17 protein-coding genes and 1 other RNA gene are annotated in these 19,337 nt (G+C 50.9%); 8 read left to right on the forward strand and 10 right to left on the reverse strand.

The features are described 5' to 3' along the window. Positions 1-168: 168 nt before the first annotated feature. From GSQ62_RS19570 to guaA, 7 genes are all read right to left on the reverse strand, one after another. Entirely contained in the window at positions 169-1,074 is a 906-nt protein-coding gene (locus tag GSQ62_RS19570; protein WP_161887865.1) for an IS982 family transposase, read from the reverse strand. A 512-nt stretch (positions 1,075-1,586) separates the two neighbouring features. Further along, entirely contained in the window at positions 1,587-2,042 is a 456-nt protein-coding gene (locus GSQ62_RS19575) for a hypothetical protein (protein ID WP_161891066.1), read from the reverse strand. A 207-nt stretch (positions 2,043-2,249) separates the two neighbouring features. Beyond that, positions 2,250-2,687 carry a hypothetical protein gene (locus GSQ62_RS19580; protein ID WP_161891067.1) on the reverse strand — a complete coding sequence of 146 codons (438 nt, stop codon included), beginning with the start codon at positions 2,685-2,687 and terminating at the stop codon, positions 2,250-2,252. Between the two features lie 177 nt (positions 2,688-2,864). Then, complete coding sequence (dcd, locus tag GSQ62_RS19585) at positions 2,865-3,401, reverse strand: dCTP deaminase (protein ID WP_161891068.1); 537 nt, start codon at positions 3,399-3,401, stop codon at positions 2,865-2,867. Between the two features lie 192 nt (positions 3,402-3,593). Next, positions 3,594-4,892: a glutamate-1-semialdehyde 2,1-aminomutase gene (gene hemL / locus GSQ62_RS19590; RefSeq protein WP_161891069.1), complete on the reverse strand. Its 1,299-nt coding sequence runs from the start codon at positions 4,890-4,892 to the stop codon at positions 3,594-3,596. Positions 4,893-4,922: 30 nt separating this feature from the next. Further along, positions 4,923-6,623: an ABC transporter substrate-binding protein gene (locus GSQ62_RS19595; protein WP_237586840.1), complete on the reverse strand. Its 1,701-nt coding sequence runs from the start codon at positions 6,621-6,623 to the stop codon at positions 4,923-4,925. 253 nt (positions 6,624-6,876) lie between these two features. Continuing rightward, positions 6,877-8,406 carry a glutamine-hydrolyzing GMP synthase gene (gene guaA, locus GSQ62_RS19600; RefSeq protein WP_161891070.1) on the reverse strand — a complete coding sequence of 510 codons (1,530 nt, stop codon included), beginning with the start codon at positions 8,404-8,406 and terminating at the stop codon, positions 6,877-6,879. Between the two features lie 349 nt (positions 8,407-8,755). Between guaA and GSQ62_RS19605 the strand changes: the two genes are divergently transcribed. The 7 genes from GSQ62_RS19605 to GSQ62_RS19635 all read left to right on the forward strand — a co-directional run bounded on the left by GSQ62_RS19605 (position 8,756) and on the right by GSQ62_RS19635 (position 13,480). Continuing rightward, positions 8,756-9,550: a DUF4145 domain-containing protein gene (locus GSQ62_RS19605; protein ID WP_161891071.1), complete on the forward strand. Its 795-nt coding sequence runs from the start codon at positions 8,756-8,758 to the stop codon at positions 9,548-9,550. A 75-nt stretch (positions 9,551-9,625) separates the two neighbouring features. After that, entirely contained in the window at positions 9,626-10,663 is a 1,038-nt protein-coding gene (locus GSQ62_RS19610; RefSeq protein WP_161891072.1) for a PD-(D/E)XK nuclease family protein, read from the forward strand. A 170-nt stretch (positions 10,664-10,833) separates the two neighbouring features. Continuing rightward, positions 10,834-11,391, forward strand: coding sequence for a VanZ family protein (locus tag GSQ62_RS19615; protein ID WP_161891073.1), 558 nt, complete (start codon positions 10,834-10,836; stop codon positions 11,389-11,391). A gap of 215 nt (positions 11,392-11,606) precedes the next feature. After that, positions 11,607-11,706, forward strand: an RNA gene (ffs, locus tag GSQ62_RS19620) — signal recognition particle sRNA small type. Positions 11,707-11,813: 107 nt separating this feature from the next. Then, positions 11,814-12,470 carry a fructose-6-phosphate aldolase gene (gene fsa / locus GSQ62_RS19625; RefSeq protein WP_161891074.1) on the forward strand — a complete coding sequence of 219 codons (657 nt, stop codon included), beginning with the start codon at positions 11,814-11,816 and terminating at the stop codon, positions 12,468-12,470. A gap of 88 nt (positions 12,471-12,558) precedes the next feature. After that, positions 12,559-12,762: a fructose-6-phosphate aldolase gene (locus GSQ62_RS19630; protein ID WP_161891075.1), complete on the forward strand. Its 204-nt coding sequence runs from the start codon at positions 12,559-12,561 to the stop codon at positions 12,760-12,762. Positions 12,763-12,769: 7 nt separating this feature from the next. Then, a complete protein-coding gene (locus tag GSQ62_RS19635; RefSeq protein WP_161891076.1) occupies positions 12,770-13,480 on the forward strand; it encodes a cell division ATP-binding protein FtsE in 711 nt (236 codons plus the stop codon). A gap of 320 nt (positions 13,481-13,800) precedes the next feature. Here GSQ62_RS19635 and GSQ62_RS19640 read toward each other — a convergent pair whose 3' ends face one another. Continuing rightward, a complete protein-coding gene (locus GSQ62_RS19640) occupies positions 13,801-14,463 on the reverse strand; it encodes a hypothetical protein (protein ID WP_161891077.1) in 663 nt (220 codons plus the stop codon). A 125-nt stretch (positions 14,464-14,588) separates the two neighbouring features. On the opposite strand from GSQ62_RS19640, the gene GSQ62_RS19645 reads away from it, so the two are divergent. Next, the gene (locus tag GSQ62_RS19645; protein ID WP_161891078.1) at positions 14,589-15,725 is read left to right on the forward strand and encodes a DegT/DnrJ/EryC1/StrS family aminotransferase; all 1,137 of its coding nucleotides are present in this window, start codon (positions 14,589-14,591) and stop codon (positions 15,723-15,725) included. Positions 15,726-15,785: 60 nt separating this feature from the next. On the opposite strand, the gene GSQ62_RS19650 is transcribed toward GSQ62_RS19645, so the two are convergent. Both GSQ62_RS19650 and GSQ62_RS19655 read right to left on the reverse strand, forming a co-directional pair. Continuing rightward, a complete protein-coding gene (locus GSQ62_RS19650; protein WP_161891079.1) occupies positions 15,786-17,270 on the reverse strand; it encodes a lipopolysaccharide biosynthesis protein in 1,485 nt (494 codons plus the stop codon). Between the two features lie 190 nt (positions 17,271-17,460). Beyond that, positions 17,461-19,278, reverse strand: a complete 1,818-nt coding sequence (locus GSQ62_RS19655; protein ID WP_161891080.1) for a LamG-like jellyroll fold domain-containing protein — start codon at positions 19,276-19,278, stop codon at positions 17,461-17,463. Positions 19,279-19,337: the final 59 nt, after the last annotated feature.

Below are 19,337 nucleotides of genomic sequence, written 5' to 3' on the forward strand. Positions count from 1 at the left end.
ATAGCTGTTCTGGTTCTCTTGCACCTGCCTTTTAGACTTCTGTTTTTCACAAGCGGAATCCCAGGAGCGCGTTAGATATATCGGCCATCAAGTTGCTTCGCAACGTTTCTGCAACGGCTACAGCCAGCTTAGTAAAACACGAAACCAAGGTTAGCGTGAACTCGGGAATTAAGCCAAAGTTCTGGCAGGATTAAATCTTTTGTTTTTGTGGTCGAGAAAGGTGTAGGCGGTCAGGCCGGAGAGGATGTGGACCAGGGCGTTGAGCGGGTTTCGGTGACGGGTGTGGTCGATGTCGCAAACGCTCATCAGAATATCATTGACGGCCTCTATACCTCCCCTCTTCATCAGGTTGAGCTTGTCTGAGAGCGTCAGGAGCATGTTTTTCATGTTCTTCCTTATTTTAGCCACCAGGTGCAGGCCCTTCTCCAGCAGTTCCCCGAGCAGGGAGGAGAGGTAGCCTCTGTCCCCGTAGCACTTGCCCTTCAGCCCCTCGAGCAGGCGCCCCAGCACCTGGTGGTTGTTGTCTGCCACGTTAGCCGGTGTGATGAGCAGGCGCGCCAGCTCTCCGTGCTGGTTTATGACCAGGTGCAGCTTGAGGCCGAAGAACCAGCCGGTGGAGCCTTTTCCCCTTGAGGCTATCCCCTCGAAGACCCTGTGGGAGTGAATGCGCAGGTTGTCGCAGACAGGGAGCTTCTTGGAGTCTATGTAGTAGTGGCCGGTGCGGGCGGAGAGGCTGCACCGGCACTGGGCCAGCAGAAAGGCGTGGAAGCAGGCCTGGCGGGCCAGCGAGAGGAACTGCGTGTAGGAGACGGCCCTGGGAAAGAAACTCCTCAGTTCTCCGAGTACCAGGCGCCGGTAGTAGTACTCGAAGCACTTGAAGCCCGAGAGGTGGTAGAGCACCAGGATGGTGAGCACCTCGCTCTCGGAGAGGGAGGGCTTCCTGCCGGCGGGGTGCTTTTCTAAGAGCCCTTTTGGCAGCGGATGGGAAGTGAAATAATCCTCAACCTCCTTACAGAAATCGTCAATGAAGCAGAACACTTCTACCACCCTGGCAGTATCTATGATAAAGTGCATAAGGCTAAGGGTTTAGGTGAAACATAAGGCAATATTTCTACCTGATCCTTAGCCTTTTTTGTTGCGCAAGTACTTGATTTAAAAATATTTAATTCCCGAGTTCACGTAAGGTTAGGAAAAGTCCCCTGCCTATCTATCCGAATACTAACACCGGGGACAAGCTTCATATCGCGTCGGATGGCTTCTCAAAACACGAGCTGCTGACGCTTTTCATATATGATGGGACTGGGAGGCTGGTGCATCGCTCAACTACGATGGCAGAAGAGGCCGGGGCTATGTGCATTGAATTGCAATTGAAAGACAGGCTACCGCAGGGAGTTTACTTTATCCATACTCGGGGGCTCTCGGAATGGAAAAAAAGCAGGCTGGTGGTGCAGTAGCTATATGTTCCTAGATAATCAGGTTGCCGGACTACCAGTGAGCAGGAGTGATGCAGTAAACCAAAAGCCATGTAAAAAGAGGGAAGCCGCCCATACAGGCGGCTTCCCTCTTTTTATATATAAACTTGTGTATTACTGTTTAAGCGCAGTCGCGTTTTCAGGTATTGCCTCATCCATTTCGAGATCCACGTTGGCGGCAATCTTCTTGTCCAAAGCATTATAGTCCTCGCGGCTGCCGAAGTAGTCGTTGTACTGCACCGTGCTCAGCACATTTTCCATCAGGCGGTCTCGTTCGGCATATATGGTTTTACTTTGCCTGTCAATTTCAGCCTGGTTTCCGGCATACTGCTGCTCTACAGCGGTCAGTTGCTCGGCTACCCGCATATTGATCTCCTGGATTTTCCGAGACTGGTAATTATTCAACTGCAACCCGGTGATCATGTGGTTCGACAACTCTTTGGCTCTTGTGCTCGCCAATGCTTTCTTCGCCTTTTCGCCAGAGGCCTTGTCCATCGATTTGACTCCGCTGGCCTTAGATGCGAAAGTTGATCCAAACATCATGCAAAGCATCACAAATATCTTTCTCATAGGTTTACCCTTCCTTTCCTCAGTTTTGGTTATATTCCTTATACGAGCAGAAGGGGATGTGTAGTTGGGAATTAGAACTTTTTATATAGAAGGCGGCTCAGGGGAGAGGTGATGGATGCCGGTAAAAAGCACCAACGGCGGCGCTCCAATAAGGGGCGACGCCGTTGGTGGCAAAGGGAAAAATTGCTGTGTAATTCCTGGTTAAAGCTAGTTCACAGTTGTTGTTTCAGTAGTATTTGCTGTAGCTAAGCCGTTGCCGCTTTGCTGCGCCATTGTGGCCTCGGCCATAAACTGCTTGTCCAGCGCCACCAGGTTCTTTCGGCTGCCGAAGTAGTCGTTGTATTGCACAGTGCTTAGCACATTTTCAAGCTTTACGTCACGCATGGCGCACACTTCGCCGCACAGTTGGTCTATCTTCTGCTGGTTCCCCGCATACTCCTGCTCAATGGCAAGCATCTGCCTGGCAACCTCCAAGTTAATCTCATTTACTTTTCTCGACTGATAGTTATTCAGTTGCAGCTCTCGAATCATCTGGTTAGAAAGATGTGTCGCCCTTTCCTTTGCTGTTACAACCGCGCCGTCATTCGCCGAAACAGTGAACACACAACCGAACACCATACAAGTCATTACCAGTACCTTTTTCATAATTCCCCCTCTATAGTTTTAAATCTGTTTTTTCCGTCTGTGTTTACAACGCGGCTGCAGGATAAAAAATTCCGGTCCGCTTGTAATTCCTTAACGGCTTATATAGTACACATATTGTGCCAAAAACAGCTTAAAATGCGTTTAAATGGGCTATTTACGGAGAAGGTAAGGCCTCTGCTACCACACGTTTTTCCACATCATCGACTCAACAGGGGTGATGGTGCGGTGGTTGTATTTTGCGTTTTCCTTGGTGTTGTAGTAGTTCTCGATGCCGCCCTTTACTTCAAAATAAATCAGCTGCCCGATGGGCATGCCGTGGTACACGCGCACCGGTTTCGAGACGGAGATCTCAAGCGTCCAGGTGTTGCAGAAGCCCACATCGCCTTTGCCGGCGGTGGCGTGGATGTCGATGCCGAGGCGCCCGACACTCGATTTCCCCTCCAGGAAGGGCACGTGCGCGTGCGTCTCGGTATACTCCAGCGTTACCCCCAGGTACAGCATGTTGGGCTGGAGCACGAAACCCTCTTCCGGTATGTCAAATACGTCAATCTCGTTGTGCTTGCGGGCGTCCAGCACCTCGTCCTTGTAAGTGGCCAGGTGGCGGCCCAGATGTACGTCGTAGGAGTTGGTGCCTAGGCAGTCGCGGTTAAAAGGCTCTACAAGAATGGTCCCTTTCTCAATCTCTTCTAAAATCTGCTTGTCTGTTAAAATCATGGTGTGGCGATTGTGGGATGTAAAGTAAGCAAATCTGCCGTTATATGAAAAGCGCTGCGGCCTGCGTACAGGTTTTATATATGGCCCCAAATAGGATGGCAAAACCCTGCTTCTATCGCTTGCGCCTATATAAAAAGCAGCACCTTTTATATAGATGCCGCTTTATATATAAAATGGGGGAAAAAGACAAGCTTAGGCCTGGTGCGCCTCCTGCAAGGCCTCCAGGTTGGCCTGCACGTACTTCTCCACCAGTTGGTCGGTAACCGCTGTGGATACAAAGAGCGCCTCGTACTGCGAGGGAGCGAGGTATATGCCTCTATCCAGCATGCCGTTAAAATAGCGGCCGAACAACGCGGTATCGGAAGTCTTCGCGGAGTCAAAGTCTGTCACTGGTTCCGGCGTGAAGAAAATGCTGAACATGGAGCCGACACGGTTGATGGTATAGGCAAGGCCCAACTGCTGCATGTTCCGCTGCATGCCCGCCACCATGCTGGCACTGGTATTTTCCAACTTGTCATAGGTTTCCGGGTGCTCGTTCAGGAAATTCAGCATGGCCATGCCCGCCGACATGGCGATGGGGTTGCCCGACAGGGTGCCTGCCTGGTAAACAGGCCCAGCCGGGGAGACGTAATCCATCAGCTCGCGCTTGCCGCCGTAGGCACCCACCGGCATGCCACCGCCGATAATCTTGCCCAGCGTACACATATCCGGTGTAACGCCATAGAGTTCCTGCGCCCCGCCGGGCGCCAGCCGGAAGCCTGTCATCACTTCGTCAAAAATGAGCACGATGCCTTCTTTGTCGCACAGGTCGCGGAGGCCCTGCAGGAAGCCCGGCTGCGGGATGACGAGCCCCATGTTGCCTGCCACCGGCTCCAGGATTATGGCGGCCACCTGTCCTTTGTTAGCTTCAGCAAGTGTTTTTACAGCCTCTAAATTATTGTAGGGGGCCGTGAGCGTGTCGTTGGCGGTGCCTTTGGTGACGCCGGGGCTGTCGGGCACGCCCAGCGTGATGGCGCCGCTGCCCGCCGCAATCAGGAAGGAGTCGCCGTGGCCGTGGTAGCAGCCCTCGAATTTAATGATTTTGTCGCGGCCGGTGTAGCCGCGCGCCACCCGTATGGCCGACATGGTCGCCTCGGTGCCGGAGTTCACCATGCGCACTTTCTCGATGCTGGGCACCATATGCACAATCAGCTCCGCCATCTCCACCTCCTTGCGGGTGGGGGCGCCAAAAGAGAGGGAGTTCGGGATGGCCTTCTGCACGGCCTCGTTCACCACCTCTGCGGCGTGGCCCAGTATCATGGGGCCCCAGGAGTTGATCAGGTCGAGGTATTGGTTGCCGTCTTCGTCGTACAGGAAGGGGCCCTTGGCGGAAACCATGAACCGCGGGTGGCCCCCCACAGATCTAAACGCTCTGACCGGGGAGTTGACACCGCCCGGTATGCTGTTCTGTGCGCGCTGGAACAGCGCATCGCTGACAGGTGCTTGTTTCATAAGTATCGAAAGTATATATGGGGTGTGCTGTCAGAAAACAGGATTCACTACCACAAGTTGCAGGTCTTCTAATTTTGTTATCGGCACGTACTGGTTGTCCGGCTGCAACTGCTGCCGTTCATTTGGGCTGGTGTAGCCGAAGCCGGAGTAAAACACCCCGGGTAGTATGCCCTCCGCCACCAACTGCTGGTTAAACTGCGGGCCGTACTGCTGGAGCCTGGTGCCGAAGTAGTACAGCATCTCGAAACCAATATATGCATACACCGAAGGCGGCAGGTTGTACCGTTGGATATACTCCTCCCGGAACCACTGATGGCCTGGGCTCTGCCTGTCTATATACCTGGGGCTGATAAAGTAGACCTCCAGGTTGTCGAGCTGGCGCAGGGAAATCTGGTTGATGTCCAGCCAGGCGTCGTACGTTACCAGGGGCATGGTCGGGGCCTTGGACTGCAGCAGGCTTGTCGCGTTTACGGCAGCCGTCATTCTGTCTGAGAAAACCGCCATATGCCCGGTGTCCTTCAGGTCCAGCCCTTTGAAGACATCGGCGGTGGCGGTGGGCTTGGTGGCGTTGATTTTCTTGTAGGCTTTCACCTTGCCGCCCAGCTTCAGGAACTGCCGGCGGTAGTAGCCGGCGAAGGTGGTGTCTTCCTTGGTGCTGTCATATATGATAATGGCGGTTTTGGGCGAGAAATGCTCATAGGCATAAGTGGCAGCCTGCCGCGCCTGCGTCGCCACCGACGACTCAAACAGGAACACGTTGCCGTTGCCCAGCGCCATGTCCAGGTCCTGCGACAGCGGGTTGACGATGTTGATGTTGTGCTGCGTGGCATACCGTGCCGCCACCCTGGCCGCAGCTTTATATATGGGCCCGATGATGAGGCTCATCTGCTCCATCTCCGGCAGGTCCAGCACCCGCTTCACGCCAACGGTGTCGGCGCTGGTGTCGTAGGTATACAAATTCAGGTTGATGCCCTGTTCCCGCAGCGTGTCTTGGGCCAATTTCATACCGGCATACATATCTGTGACAAACTGGCTTTTGCGGGCCGTAACGGCCGGGTCCTGGTTCAGCTGGAAGGGGAGGAGCACAGCCACGTTGTATCCCTGCCTGCTCAAGGCCTCCTTGCTCAGGTAGCGGCTGCTGTCCAGGTTGTGGCGGGAAACGATGTTCTCCAGCGTCCTCCGGTCCTCCGGGCGGTACCAGCCACCGATTAACTTGTCGGCATATACCTGGGCTACTGTTTTATCGGAGTCAAATTTTTGCAGCAGGCGCTCGAAAGCAGCTCTGTCGTTGAGCCGGTTCAGGTAAAAGCGCTTCAGGCCCTCTGCATCACTGGCAACGGCCGAGCCTTTCAGCTCCTGCAATTTGCTCAGGGCCCGCTCATACTCGCCCTGCTCGAACAGTACGTTCGCCAGCAGGTAATCCGCATCGGCCATGCCTGCCCATTTCGGGTTGTCGTTCTGCAGTTGCTGCAGCATCTGCCAGGCTTCGTCCGGCTTGTTGGCTTTCAGGGCCGCCAGCGCATAAAAATAAGAAGCCTCCGGCGCATAAGGGCTGTTGTTGCCGGTCAAAGGCATGAACTCGGCCATGGCCTGGTCGAAGCGCTGCTGCTGCAGGAGGATTTTGCCGTTGCTGTACTGCGTGGCGGCATCCTGCACCTGCGCCTGTGCCGGCAGCGCCAGCGCGCCCGCCAGCAGCAAGCCTGTGGCCATGTTCCAAAAGCGTTTCATCATATATTCTTTGATAAAGGACTTCAAAGGCAAAGGACAAAAGACTCATTACTTAAACAAGCCCTTCCTCCTTTGTCCATCCGTCTTTCTGCTAATCCAGGTTGCAATTTGCTTTCGTTATGAAAAAAGAACCGACCCTCACCCCTCCAGGGAAGTGAATTTTCCCTAACGGTTGTTTATTCCCCTCCTCGGAGGGGCGGGTTTTCACATATCACAAATCAGGCAAATTATATCTTCCATCCTGGGTTTCTAAACTTTATTCCCACTCAATGGTGGCCGGTGGCTTCGAGCTGATGTCGTACACGACGCGGTTGACTCCTTTTACTTTATTGATGATTTCGTTCGACACATCCGCCAGGAAGTCATATGGCAGGCGGCACCAGTCGGCTGTCATGCCATCTACGCTCGTCACCGCGCGCAGCGCCACCACATGCTCGTAGGTGCGCTCGTCGCCCATCACGCCCACCGACTGCACCGGCGTCAGGATGGCGCCTGCCTGCCACACCTCGTCATACAGCCCGGTTTTCTTCAGGCTGCTGATGAAGATATGGTCCACCTGCTGCAGGATATGCACTTTCTGAGGTGTTATGTCGCTCAGGATGCGAATGGCAAGTCCCGGCCCCGGGAAAGGATGGCGCCCCAATATGGCGTCATCTATCTTCAGCGTCTTACCTACCAAACGCACTTCGTCCTTAAATAGCGTCTTCAACGGCTCCACCACCTGCAGTTTCATGAAATCGGGCAGCCCGCCCACGTTGTGGTGCGACTTGATGGTAGCCGACGGCCCCTTCACGCTCAGCGACTCAATCACGTCGGGGTATATGGTGCCCTGCGCGAGCCACTTCACGTCCTCAATCTGGTGCGCCTCGTCGTCGAACACCTCGATGAAGGTGCGGCCGATGGCTTTGCGCTTCAGTTCCGGGTCGGTCAGGCCTTCCAAGGCGGTGTAAAACTTGTCCTTGGCATTAACGCCTTTCACATTCAGGCCCATGTGCTTGTAAGAGTCCAGCACCGTCTCGAACTCGTCCTTTCGCAGCAGGCCGTTGTCCACGAAAATGCAGTACAGGTTTTTGCCGATGGCGTGGTGAATCAGCATGGCGGCCACACTCGAATCCACACCCCCCGACAGGCCCAGCACCACTTTGTCGTTGCCCAGTTGCTCCTGCAGACCGGCCACGGTGCTTTCCACGAACTGCTCGGAAGTCCAGTCCTGCTGGCAGCCGCAGATGTGTACCACAAAGTTGCGGAGCAGGGTTTTGCCTTCGTCGGAGTGTGTTACTTCCGGGTGGAACTGGATGCCGTAGGTTTCCTGGCCGCGCAGTTTGTAGGCCGCCACGCGCACGCTCTCGGTGCTGGCAATCACTTCGATGTTTTCCGGTATCTCTTTGATGGTATCCCCGTGCGACATCCAGACCACGGAGCCGGGGGTAAGCTCTTTGAGGAGGCGGTCGGCGTTGTGCAGCTCGCTGAGGCGGGCGCGGCCGTACTCCCGGATGGTGGAGGGCGTCACCTCGCCACCGTGCTCATGGGCAATCAGCTGCGCGCCGTAGCACACGCCCAGTACCGGCAGCAGGCCCAGGTAGTGGCTTAGGTCGATGGTGGGGTGCTCCTGGTCGCGCACCGAGCAGGGGCTGCCCGAGAGGATGACGCCTTTCACGTCTTCCGTAAGCGGCGGCACATTGTTGTAGGGGTATATCTCGCAATATACATTCAGTTCGCGCACCCTTCTGGCAATAAGCTGGGTGTACTGGGAACCAAAATCGAGGATGAGGATTTTTTCTGGCATGTGCAAAGTTAAGCCGCTTTTGCTGTTTTGCCAATTTTATTGACAGAAGCGCCTGCTGTGGCTGGGGTTTGGTGGAGCCTGCTGCGAAGGCGGGTTATATATAGGCTTGCAGGAAGGAGGCAGCTTATATGCTCAAATTATATATAGTAAATTTAATTAGGAGTCTTTGCTAATCTTTTTTAACTTAACCAGGAGAAGAAGGTGGTTATGATAATGCTTTCTGCATCAAAGATGATTTCTAAAGGTAGCGGCAAAAATGTAGAAGGCCTCCTCCATACATAGTGCAGATAAACGTAGGTTCATGTAAAGCCACACGTTAGCCGCAAATTGATAAAAGAAAACCTGTAAGATGATTTCAAAAGATATTCTATTAAATAATTTTTCAAAAATTGAATATTTAACTTTCGTCTGTGAGTGCTGCAAAAAAGGGGCAAAAGTTTTTGACACAAACAAATACTTTGAATCAGAATCCGAATTTTCCAGAAGAGAATATACAGAAGATGTAAATGGGTTTAAGACAAAGATACAGAGAAGGTTCTCAGCTGGTTTTATATGCTCAAATTCTGAATGTAGAGATATTTCAATATTAGTTGGCGAAATTAATTCTATTTTAAGATTACAAGAAGAAAATTATCAAGGACAGGTCACTCAAAATCCTACATATAATAATAGGATATCCATTTTTGATATAGTTCCAACTTTAAACTTATTCGATATTGAAAGTTATTCGTTTAAAACTGAAGCAAGTGCTATAGAAAGTGAATTAAAGGATGTTTTTAGTGTATTCTGGAGAAACGCTGATTGCTGTGCTATGAAAATAAGAGCGTTTCTGGAAGTTTTGATGGATGATAATATTATTGGCAAGACAGGCACAGATAAAAAGGGAAAAGAATATCCCTATAAATTACATCGGCGCATCGAGTTTTTTGAAGAGAAATATCCAAATGAAGATTTGAAAGCAATACTTCTAAATCTAAAAGACTTCGGTAATATTGGAAGTCATGCAGGAGAAAAATTAACACGGGAGAAATTAATTATAATGGTTGAAATCGTTGAATGCATTTTGAATCAATTGTATACCGACAATAGAGGAAAACTTATAATCTTAGATAATAAATTAAAAAAATCAGCCACTAACGTTTAGTGTAAACAACAAGCCATCGGCCATGGCTTGTTGTTTACACTAAACGTTAGTGGTAATTTTAGAAAACAATTTTTTATGCGGTATCTTTCTCTGAAACAAGAAAAGTTTAGAGACTTTCTATTTCTTAAACTAGGATTTAAAGAAGGCGAACACTTGAATCGCTATAGAGAATATTTAGAAGCATTGATTGATTTAAAAGATTATAAAAAGGAGTTTACCTTTACAGATAGAAATAATAAAGATAAGCAGATAACAATAGAAGTGGATTTCACCATTGTTGATTGGCTTGTTGACGAATTAAATTTTAGAGAAGGTAGAAGTTGGAAAAAGAAAGCGACGATAAATATCGCAAAAGCAACTTCAGCAACTGATTTAGCTAACTTCTCATTTTGCCCAGCAAGCTTTTCTATCTCTAATACTTTTGAAACGGAGAGAACCAAAAACATGGAAGAGGGAACTCTTCAACATGAAAAGTTTCATCTTTTAAAATGGAAAGAGAAAATTGAAATCTTAGATTTAGATAAAACTGAAATTACAGATAGAGAAGTATCATTTATAGATAAAGAAACAAAAGACTTTTTTAAAGAGTTAAAATATTCAAAAGTTGTTTATTCTGGACATCAAGAAAATGGAACTTCATTCTTTTTTAATAAAGCAAAAACATTTGTAGGGCAACCTGACTATGTATTTAAAAATTCAAATGGAAATAATTTTATTGTAGAAGAAAAATTAAAATTTAACAAGGAGGAAACAATATTCTTTGTAAATAATAAGGTGCAATTAGCTGCATACTTAATAGAACTTGAAGAATTTAATGCAAATTATGGTTACTTAGTTTATTGGTACTACTATTCAAATTCATTGAAATGCAAGGTTGTTAAAATTACAAAGAATGAAGTTGTGGGTAATTTTATAAACAATATTTTTAAACAAATAGACTTGCTAAAAGAAGGAACAGTCATAGAATTTGATACATCTAAATTAAATATCAACAAATGCCTAAATTGTTCAGTAAGGAAATGGTGTGGACATAAATCAGGGAACTATAATGATTTGAGTTTTCCTTATTCTGATTCATATATGAAACTATTTTACGTAAAATATGAAAAATAAAAAACAGCCACTAATTAATCCAAAACGCCAGCTTCGGCCGACGGCCTCGCACAACATTTACATAAGTCCGTGATTCGTAATATTTAAAAAATAGAGCGATAGCTCAAGATTTTAATTTACAAGCAATAGTCAAAAGAAGCAGACCAGCAGTTGTTTATATATAAATCAGCATGAGCTTGCAGAGAAATAGGGAAAGCAACAGGAACGATAATGCTACCGCAAACAAGTTAACAAATGTGTTATTTATAATTTATCTGCTTGCCTTGCTGTGGATTTTAGTTTTCAAATTAGGGGTTCAGTTTTCTTATATGGCAGACAGGAGCGTAAATTTGATTCCGTTTGGGGAGCCGCTGATGTCGAATGGCAAGGCTGATTTTAGTGAAATGATTTTGAATGCAGTGATTTTTGTGCCGCTTGGTATATATACAGGAGTCCTGTTTGAAAGATGGAGTTTTTGGAAAAGAGTACGCTTTGTTTTCTCAGTCAGTCTGGTGATCGAAGCACTCCAATTCCTTCTGAAAGTTGGAGCTTTTGATATTACGGACATTATAACGAATACAGTAGGCGGAGTAATCGGCTTAGTGCTGTACAAGGCAATTGCTAAAATATTCCGGAATAGCAGGAAGGCGCAGAATTTTGTAAACGTCAGTGCAGCAATAGGTACCGCCGGCATGGTTCTACTGTTGGTACTGCTAAAACTGGATCTGCTCCCGATAAGATACAGATGATATAAACCCCAGGTATAACTCACAACGCTTCCATAGGCAGGAACAGCTTTGCACAATAACTGCATTATAAAAGCATGGGCCAGCCAGTTTACACCTGTGCAGTCTAATTATGAGCATCAAGTGCCTCACTCAGAAGCAGCTATATATAAACACCGGCAGCCTGTTTATTTTTCTCCTCGAACGTTTGCTCCGAAAACATTTTTCGCTACCTTTGCAACGGCAAATCGGCACGGCCAGCTCCTGCTGAACTCCCCCAGGACCGGAAGGTAGCAAGGGTAGGTGGTTGAGCGGCGCGATGTTCGGTTTGCCACTTTTTTTTGCCCCTGCCGCAGCCTGCGCGCTTCCTCCCAAAATTCCACCCGTAACTTTCCTGATTCCCGATTAATGCGTTAGATTTGTGTGTAAATCTATAGACCAGCATTATGAAATTCTTTATCGACACGGCAAACCTGAATGACATTCAGGAGGCATATGACCTGGGCGTACTGGATGGCGTGACCACCAACCCCTCGCTGATGCACAAGGAAGGCATCTCGGGCCACGACAACGTGATGGCGCACTACAAGAAAATATGCGAAATCGTGGATGGCGACATCAGCGCAGAGGTGATTGCCACTGATTTTGAGAACATTGTGCGCGAGGGAGAGGCCCTGGCCGACCTGCACCCGAACATCGTGGTGAAAGTGCCGATGATACGTGACGGCGTAAAAGCGATCCGTTATTTCAGCGACAAAGGCATCAAAACGAACTGCACGCTGGTTTTCTCCGCCGGGCAGGCACTATTGGCTGCTAAAGCCGGGGCTACTTACGTTTCCCCGTTCATTGGCCGCCTCGACGATGTAGCTACCAACGGCCTGAGCCTGATTGAGCAGATTGTGCAGATATATGATAACTATGGCTACCAGACCGAAGTGCTGGCCGCCTCTGTGCGCCACGTGATGCACCTGGTGCAGTGCGCCGAAATCGGGGCCGATGTGGTCACTTGTCCGCTTTCCGTGATCACGGGCCTGCTGAAGCACCCGCTCACCGACAGCGGCCTGGCCACGTTCCTGGCAGACCACGCCAAAGGAAGCAAGTAGCTTGCTAATTAGAAATTATGAATCAGAAATTAGAAATGGGTGCTGTTTATCTCATTTCTAATTTCTGATTTCTAATTCGTAATTCTATATGTACATCATCAAAGTAAAGGGCAAGGCCAAGATTCCGGACTATATCCAGCTGCGGGATGATAACTTTGTTTTGATTGCTTATTTCAGGGCCGACCGTCCCCTCAAAAACCTCGACCGCTATGGGCTGGAGGGGAAGGAGGATGCGCTGGCCGCCGTCATCACTTCCCTTGAGTTCGGCAAGCTTCAGGAATTAGATATTTGAGTTTTTTATGAGCTTTACCTCAACCCCTGTGGTGTCGCTGCGCGATGTGGCCATCTACCAGGATGTCAACACCATTCTCAGCGGTGTCAATTTCGATATAGCCAAGGGAGAGTTTGTATACCTGGTGGGCCGGACCGGAAGCGGCAAAAGCTCCCTGCTGAAAACGCTTTACGCCGATTTGCCGCTGCTGACCGGCCACGGGTCCGTGGCCGACTTTAAGCTGACGAAGCTGCCCCGCAAACAGGTGCCTTACCTGCGCCGCAAAATCGGCATCATCTTCCAGGATTTCCAGCTGCTCATGGACCGGTCGGTGGCGGAGAACCTGACCTTTGTGCTGCGGGCAACGGGCTGGCACGACAAATCGAAGGTGAAGCAGCGCATCTCGGAGGTGCTGATGCGGGTGGGGCTCGATGCCGCCGCCTCAAAAATGCCGCACCAGTTGTCGGGCGGCGAGCAGCAGCGCATCGTGATAGCCCGGGCCCTGCTCAACGAGCCGATGATTCTGTTCGCTGATGAGCCCACCGGCAACCTTGACCCCATGGTGGCCGACGAGATCATGAACCTCTTCCTGGAGATAAACAACAGCGGCACGGCCGTGCTCATGGCCACCCACAACTACGAAATCATCCAGCGTTACCCCAAGCGCGTGCTCAAATGCGCTAACGGTAAAGTGCTGGACTCGCAGGTGCAGGAATTCACCCTGACAAACGGTTACTGATTCAGGTCTTGCAATCCTTCGCTACAGAAGCCCTCAAATTACCGCCTGACTATATATAGGCGCTATATAGCCCTTAAAGTAAAGCAGGCTATATATGGCGCGAGTGTCCCCGCTCGTGGCTTGCTATTCCCGGGCCTCTGGCCCTGCCGGGTTACAAACCGTAGGAGGAGGCACGAGTTGCAAACTCGCGCCAGCGAGGGGAAGCTGGCTTCTTAATCACCAGAAACAAATCAGGTTTATATAGGGCAGCTTGAGCTATAGATGGGCTATATATAGCCAGCTTAGCCAGTGTGTTTTTAATTTAAATACGGCGTATATGATTACTCGACCGGGGCGTACTGCTGCCTGATTTCTTTGTAACGCGCCTCGGCCTGCGCGATCGCAGTGCGCGCCTCCTCGTCCAGATCAGCTTCCAGGGTGCGGTAACGGTTATCAAGCGCAATCCACCAGCCTTCAATCAGGTTCCAGTCGCGGGTTTCTAAGTTTTCGGCGCCTTCCGCCACGTTCTCCACAAAACGCTGGTACGTATTCGCTATTTCAGCAGGCGCTATATCACTCAGATCGTCTTTTTGTATCGCTACCCCGAGCAACTCCCGGCGGAGCAGATAGCGGTGGCTTGCCTCCTCGTACTCCCGCTCTCGGTTCTCCATGGCCACCGTGTAGCGCTCCTCCAAATCCTGAATCTCCTGCTGCCGCTCCGGCGCATAATGGTCCAGGTGCTGTTCCACCGCCTGCCTTTTCTGCTTGTGCTGCTGTTCTTTCTCCGCTGTCAGCTTCGCCCAGGCCGTGCTGTCGAAGTCTGCGTCTGTCATGGCCCGCATCTCCGTTTCCGAGAGCGTGTCTTCCTCCAGATCCGTTACCAGGGTTTCGTATTCGGTGAAGGCGGTGTCGCTTTCCGCTGTTTCCCCGTTTTCCTCACCGTTGCAGGAGAGCAGCAGTGGCATGAAAAGGGCAAGAAGGGCATATTTAATTTCATTCAGCATGATGTCTTGTTTTGATTCCGTTCTTTTGTAACGCAGCTAGATAGGCTTGGTTTCGGGAGCTGTGGCGCGTCCCGCAGCAGCAGGCCTTGTTTATATATGATTTAAGCTGAGAAAACAGGAAGAAGATGGAAGACATTAAAATGACTGACCAGAAGGCGCAGTACGCGCAGCACAAACCGGAACTGGATGCCGCCTTCAGCGCCGCCATGGAGCGCATGATGCAGGAGAACAGCCCGCTCGTGGATGACTTCGCCAGCAAAGTAGCGGGATACCTGGGCGCGCGGCACGTTTTCCCCTGCGCCAACGGCACCGACGCCCTGCAAATTGCGCTGGCGGCGCTGGACTTGCCGGCAGGGGCGGAGGTGATCATGCCTGCCTTTGGCGATGCGGCGGGGGCGGAGGCAGTAAAGCTGCTGGGCCTGAAACCGGTCTTCGCGGATGTGCTGCCCGATACCTATATGCTGGACCCTGCGGCGGTGGAGAAAGCCGCCACGCCAGGTACAGTTGCCATTATGCCCGTTCATCTTTTCGGCCACTGCGCCCCCATGCACGAGTTGCTTTCCCTGGCAGCGCGGCATAGTTTGTTTGTGGTAGAGGATAATACACAGTCGCTGGGGGCGGTATACGTGGGGCCGGAGGGTCAGGAGGCAAAGGCGGGCAGCCTGGGCCATATCAGCGCCACAGCCTTTTTCCCTGCCAAGCCCCTGGCAGGCACGGGCGAGGGCGGCGCGGTCATTACCAGCGATGCCGCACTTGCTGAGAATATCGGGCGAATCACCAGGAATGAGCAGCAGGAAGGGGCTGAACCGGAGCGGCTATATATAAAATCTCCTCTCGACCCGCTGCAGGCCGCCATGCAGGAAGTGAAGCTGAAATATATAGAGAGTTACAATTCCGCCAGGCGGGAGGTGGCCCACTTCTACGATAAGGCCTTTGCGGAGACGGTGCTGGTGCAGGCGCCGCATCGCGCACCCTATAGCTCCCATACCTATCAGCAGTATACCATTACTGTGAACCCCAAACTGCGTGACGGGCTGCAGGAGCATCTGCGGCGTCAGCATATCCCGAGCGTGGTGTATTACCCGCAGCCGCTCCACCTGCAGGAGCCCTTCGCTTACCTGGGCTACAAAGCCGGGGATTTTCCGGTTTCTGAAAGGCTGTCGGAAAGCGTGCTCTCGCTGCCGATGCACCCCCGCCTAAAAGAGGACCAACTGGCCTACATATGTCAGCATTTGCTGAATTATGTAAAGCAGCACGACTGATTGGGCGTCCTATATAGCTGACGTGTTTGGTGGGAAAGGATGGCATATGCCCGGACAGTCTTATATCCGCCAGCCGGTGAGGTAATAGAGTTGCCCGCGCAGCCAACCGTTCATGGGCGGGTAGATGCGCAGGCCGACACTCAGCCCGCCATATAGCAGGATGATCAGCAGCGAGCGCACCACCATGTCGAGGTACACATTGTTGAGGTAGGGCAGCAGATAAGCTGCCCCGAGCGCAAGCCCCGCCACAAGCAGCACTTTGGCGGCGCCCCAGGTAAACGGCTGGATTTTATAGACGGCCTGCACAAAGAACAGGCGGGCCAGGTTCATCAGGCTGTAAGAGAGCATGGAGGCAAAGGCGGCGCCGTTGATGCCGTAGCGCGGTATAAAAAACCAGTTCGTCCAGACGGTGAGAAAGGCCAGGATGATGTTGAAAGCCAGGTCCCAGCGGTACTTCCGGGAAGTGGCCAGGATAACGCCGTTGAGGCTGGTGGCCAGGTCGATGATGCGGGCTACGGCGAGAAACAGCACCACGTACTTGCCCGCGCGGTACGTCTCCGGCATAAAGGAGTACAGGTTGTCGATGTTCGCCCAGATGCCGATGAAAAGCAGCAGCCCCACAATGAGGTTCACCATCGTCACATCCTTGTACAGTTTCCCCATGCCCGCCATGTCCGCGTCTTTCCAGAAGTCGGCCACCTGCGGCTGCGCTATTTTCAGAATGGATTTGGCTGGCACGATGATGGCGCTGGTCATAAAGAAGGCCGTGGTATAGATGCCGTTCGCGCTCAGGCTGTACGCGCTGATCATCACTTGGTCGATGGTGGTGATGATGGTGGTGGAGATGTTGCCCAGAAAGGTGAAGGCGCCATAATAGAGCATCTCCCGGATGGGGATGATGCGCAGGCCTGCCAGCATGGGGCGCAGGAAAAGCTGTTTCAGCCAGAGTGTATACACCACCAGCACCAGCGCCCCCGCCGAGTTGATGACAACGTAGAGCAGCACGAACTGCCGGAAGTCAATCAAGCCCAGGGCATATACACAGATGAGCAGCGTGGTGAGGATACGGAGCAGGAAGTCCTGCACAAAGGAGGAAACGATGGTTTTATACAGCGACCGCAGGTAAGCGGTGAACATGTTGAAGAGCAGCGTGAACAGCGCCAGCGGGATGATGTAGTAATAGTACTCCAGTATCAGCGGCGACTTCTCTATATAGTAATCTGCCACGAGGGGCTTGAAGAGCAGGAACAGGCCGGTGGCCACCGCAAAGCCGGACAGCGGCACCGCCAGCAGCAGGAACAGGAACCCGTTGTGCTGCCGCGCCTTGTCGCGGTAATAGGGGAAGTAGCGGGTGCTCATGTTCACGAAGCCCAGCGCGGAAAACTGCGCGAACATGACGGAGATGGTGAGCATCAGGCGCGTCAGGCCCACCTGTGCCTCATCCAGAAAGTTCGGGAAGAGCAGGATGGTGTTCACGTAGCCGATGGCGATCCCGGCGTACGAGATAAACGTGTTCCAGATACCTTCGCGCTGTAGTTTGCTCATGGGTAAGGCTCAGACCTGCAAAGGTAGTCTATAATTGGAATTCAGGAGAAGGAATATAGACCAGGGAAAAGTCCCGGAACCAGCCAGCCCTATATACCAGCCATATATAAAGCACCGCTCTGCCAGCAAGAGGGGAAGACCGAAGAGATTTTGAGGCAGGTCTGAGCAAAGGTGAGGCTTATATATAAACCTACCGGACCACCTCTACCCAGCCTTTATATGTCCTTTGCGTGCGCGGGCTTGTAAACTGATAGTAGTAGGTGCCTGCAGGCATGTCCATAGCCGACCAGCTGTTATCGTACTGCGCTGCCTGGTAGACTGATTTTCCGAGGCGGTCAAAAATATGCAGCTGCATTGTGTTTTCCTCTATGCCAAGCGCCACAAAAGTGTCGTTTTTCCCGTCGCCGTTTGGTGTGATGATGTTGGGGATGATGGGGCACTCGTCGCTGACAACCGACACACTTTTGGTGTAGGTGCAGCCCGCCACCGTGATGGCAACGCGCATCTCAGCCGGGGCGGCCACCTTGATGCTTGGAGTTGTCTGCCCGTTGCTCCATATATAGGAAGCGTTTGCGGTGGAGGCATCCAGCAACACCTCCTCACCGTAGCAGGCTATGATTTCTTCCTTCAGCGGGATGTCTGGCTGCGGATTGACTGTAATCGTTATGGAATCTTTCACTGTACAGCCTGCGCTGTTCGTTACCTCCACCCAGTATTCTCCGGAATTGCCCACCTCTATACTGGAAGTCGCTGCTCCTGTGCTCCACAGGTAAGAATATTCTGTTGAGTTCGCTGTCGCTACTGCCAAGGATATGATGTCACCTTCGCACAACTTTGAAGGACCAGTTATCTCAATTCCACTCATCGTTTGAACACTGGCAATGTATTCTCCACGGCTAACTGTGCTTACACCCATAATCAACCCATCCGCTAGCTTGGCAGGAAGTTCTGACCAGGCAGTAACCGCATTGTCTCTGCGTTCATATAGCTGTGCGGCACAGAAGGAAGACCCTGCTGCATAATTTATTTTATGTTGTGTTGCTGGCAACAGAGGAGTAAATATGCCGAAATAAGAATCATTACTGCCTGTTGCCGGTATGCCCTGGGTAGAATTCGGCCTTGCGTTTACATGGTATATGTGAAGCCCAACGGTGCCTGCCCCTACAGAATCAATTGAAATCTTATTGCCATCAGGTCCCTGCATTGAGATGCTCTTCCCGCTCCAGGCGTCTGTGTAAAGATACGTGCTGAGGTCGCCTATGGCTGCACCAGACGTTACAGCGGCTACTGATGGGGTAGTGTTCCTCAGGCTGCCATGCAGCTTGAGGGCACTGTGGTCTGTAATCACGCCTCCGGCTATATTGTCTAGCTTGAAATAAGCAATTAAATCCGGAGTAGTTTCAGGGAGTGTTCTGCACATGTTTTGTCTGATCTCTTCGGCAGAAAGTGCTCTCTTCCAGATTCTGACTTCGTCCACTGTTCCTTTGTAAAAGTGGTTCCCAAGCTGAGGGTAGTAATAGTTTCCTAATAAAAGGTTTTCGCTGTTATTCAGTACCGGATTTACATAACCTGAAGTGAACTGGTTCTGGAGGATGCCATCTACGAATATCATCCAGACCCCCTGATGTACGACACCAGCTAAGTGATGCCAGTTGCCGTCCGCTACAACGGTGGTGGAATAACCTGACAGCCTGTAATTACCTGAACCATCTCTGCCTGCCAAACAGGCTTTTCCGTTCTGGATAAGCAACTGAAAGCCATTCTCAGAGTCACGATTATATTTAGACACAACATGGTGATGCCCAAATGAATTGGTTTTAATCCAGGCTTCAACAGTGAGCTGCACCGTAATGCCTCTGTTGTTATTGCCGAACTCTGCATAGTCATTTACACCATCTAATTCGATAGCCCTTCCGGCCCCTTGTGCATTGCATATGCAGGGAGTTAGGATGATAGAAATAAATAAGAGCGGCGCAATAATATTGAATGCAAGCTTTGGATTAGGCATAAATACACCTGATTGCTGATGAGACCTGTTTTGAAGTAAATATAGGTATATATAACTTA

Source organism: Pontibacter russatus (genome assembly GCF_009931655.1).
GTDB classification, from domain to species: Bacteria; Bacteroidota; Bacteroidia; order Cytophagales; family Hymenobacteraceae; genus Pontibacter; species Pontibacter russatus.

Excerpts from the sequence above, each read along its gene's own strand:
- GSQ62_RS19580 (WP_161891067.1), bottom strand. The coding sequence starts at position 2,687 with ATGAAAAAGGTACTGGTAATGACTTGTATGGTGTTCGGTTGTGTGTTC.
- GSQ62_RS19640 (WP_161891077.1), bottom strand. The coding sequence starts at position 14,463 with ATGCTGAATGAAATTAAATATGCCCTTCTTGCCCTTTTCATGCCACTG.
- GSQ62_RS19575 (WP_161891066.1), bottom strand. The coding sequence starts at position 2,042 with ATGAGAAAGATATTTGTGATGCTTTGCATGATGTTTGGATCAACTTTC.
- hemL (WP_161891069.1), bottom strand. The coding sequence starts at position 4,892 with ATGAAACAAGCACCTGTCAGCGATGCGCTGTTCCAGCGCGCACAGAAC.
- GSQ62_RS19635 (WP_161891076.1), top strand. The coding sequence starts at position 12,770 with ATGAGCTTTACCTCAACCCCTGTGGTGTCGCTGCGCGATGTGGCCATC.
- dcd (WP_161891068.1), bottom strand. The coding sequence starts at position 3,401 with ATGATTTTAACAGACAAGCAGATTTTAGAAGAGATTGAGAAAGGGACC.
- GSQ62_RS19645 (WP_161891078.1), top strand. The coding sequence starts at position 14,589 with ATGGAAGACATTAAAATGACTGACCAGAAGGCGCAGTACGCGCAGCAC.
- GSQ62_RS19615 (WP_161891073.1), top strand. The coding sequence starts at position 10,834 with ATGAGCTTGCAGAGAAATAGGGAAAGCAACAGGAACGATAATGCTACC.
- GSQ62_RS19595 (WP_237586840.1), bottom strand. The coding sequence starts at position 6,623 with ATGATGAAACGCTTTTGGAACATGGCCACAGGCTTGCTGCTGGCGGGC.
- GSQ62_RS19655 (WP_161891080.1), bottom strand. The coding sequence starts at position 19,278 with ATGCCTAATCCAAAGCTTGCATTCAATATTATTGCGCCGCTCTTATTT.
- fsa (WP_161891074.1), top strand. The coding sequence starts at position 11,814 with ATGAAATTCTTTATCGACACGGCAAACCTGAATGACATTCAGGAGGCA.
- GSQ62_RS19570 (WP_161887865.1), bottom strand. The coding sequence starts at position 1,074 with ATGCACTTTATCATAGATACTGCCAGGGTGGTAGAAGTGTTCTGCTTC.
- GSQ62_RS19630 (WP_161891075.1), top strand. The coding sequence starts at position 12,559 with ATGTACATCATCAAAGTAAAGGGCAAGGCCAAGATTCCGGACTATATC.
- GSQ62_RS19650 (WP_161891079.1), bottom strand. The coding sequence starts at position 17,270 with ATGAGCAAACTACAGCGCGAAGGTATCTGGAACACGTTTATCTCGTAC.
- GSQ62_RS19610 (WP_161891072.1), top strand. The coding sequence starts at position 9,626 with ATGCGGTATCTTTCTCTGAAACAAGAAAAGTTTAGAGACTTTCTATTT.
- guaA (WP_161891070.1), bottom strand. The coding sequence starts at position 8,406 with ATGCCAGAAAAAATCCTCATCCTCGATTTTGGTTCCCAGTACACCCAG.
- GSQ62_RS19605 (WP_161891071.1), top strand. The coding sequence starts at position 8,756 with ATGATTTCAAAAGATATTCTATTAAATAATTTTTCAAAAATTGAATAT.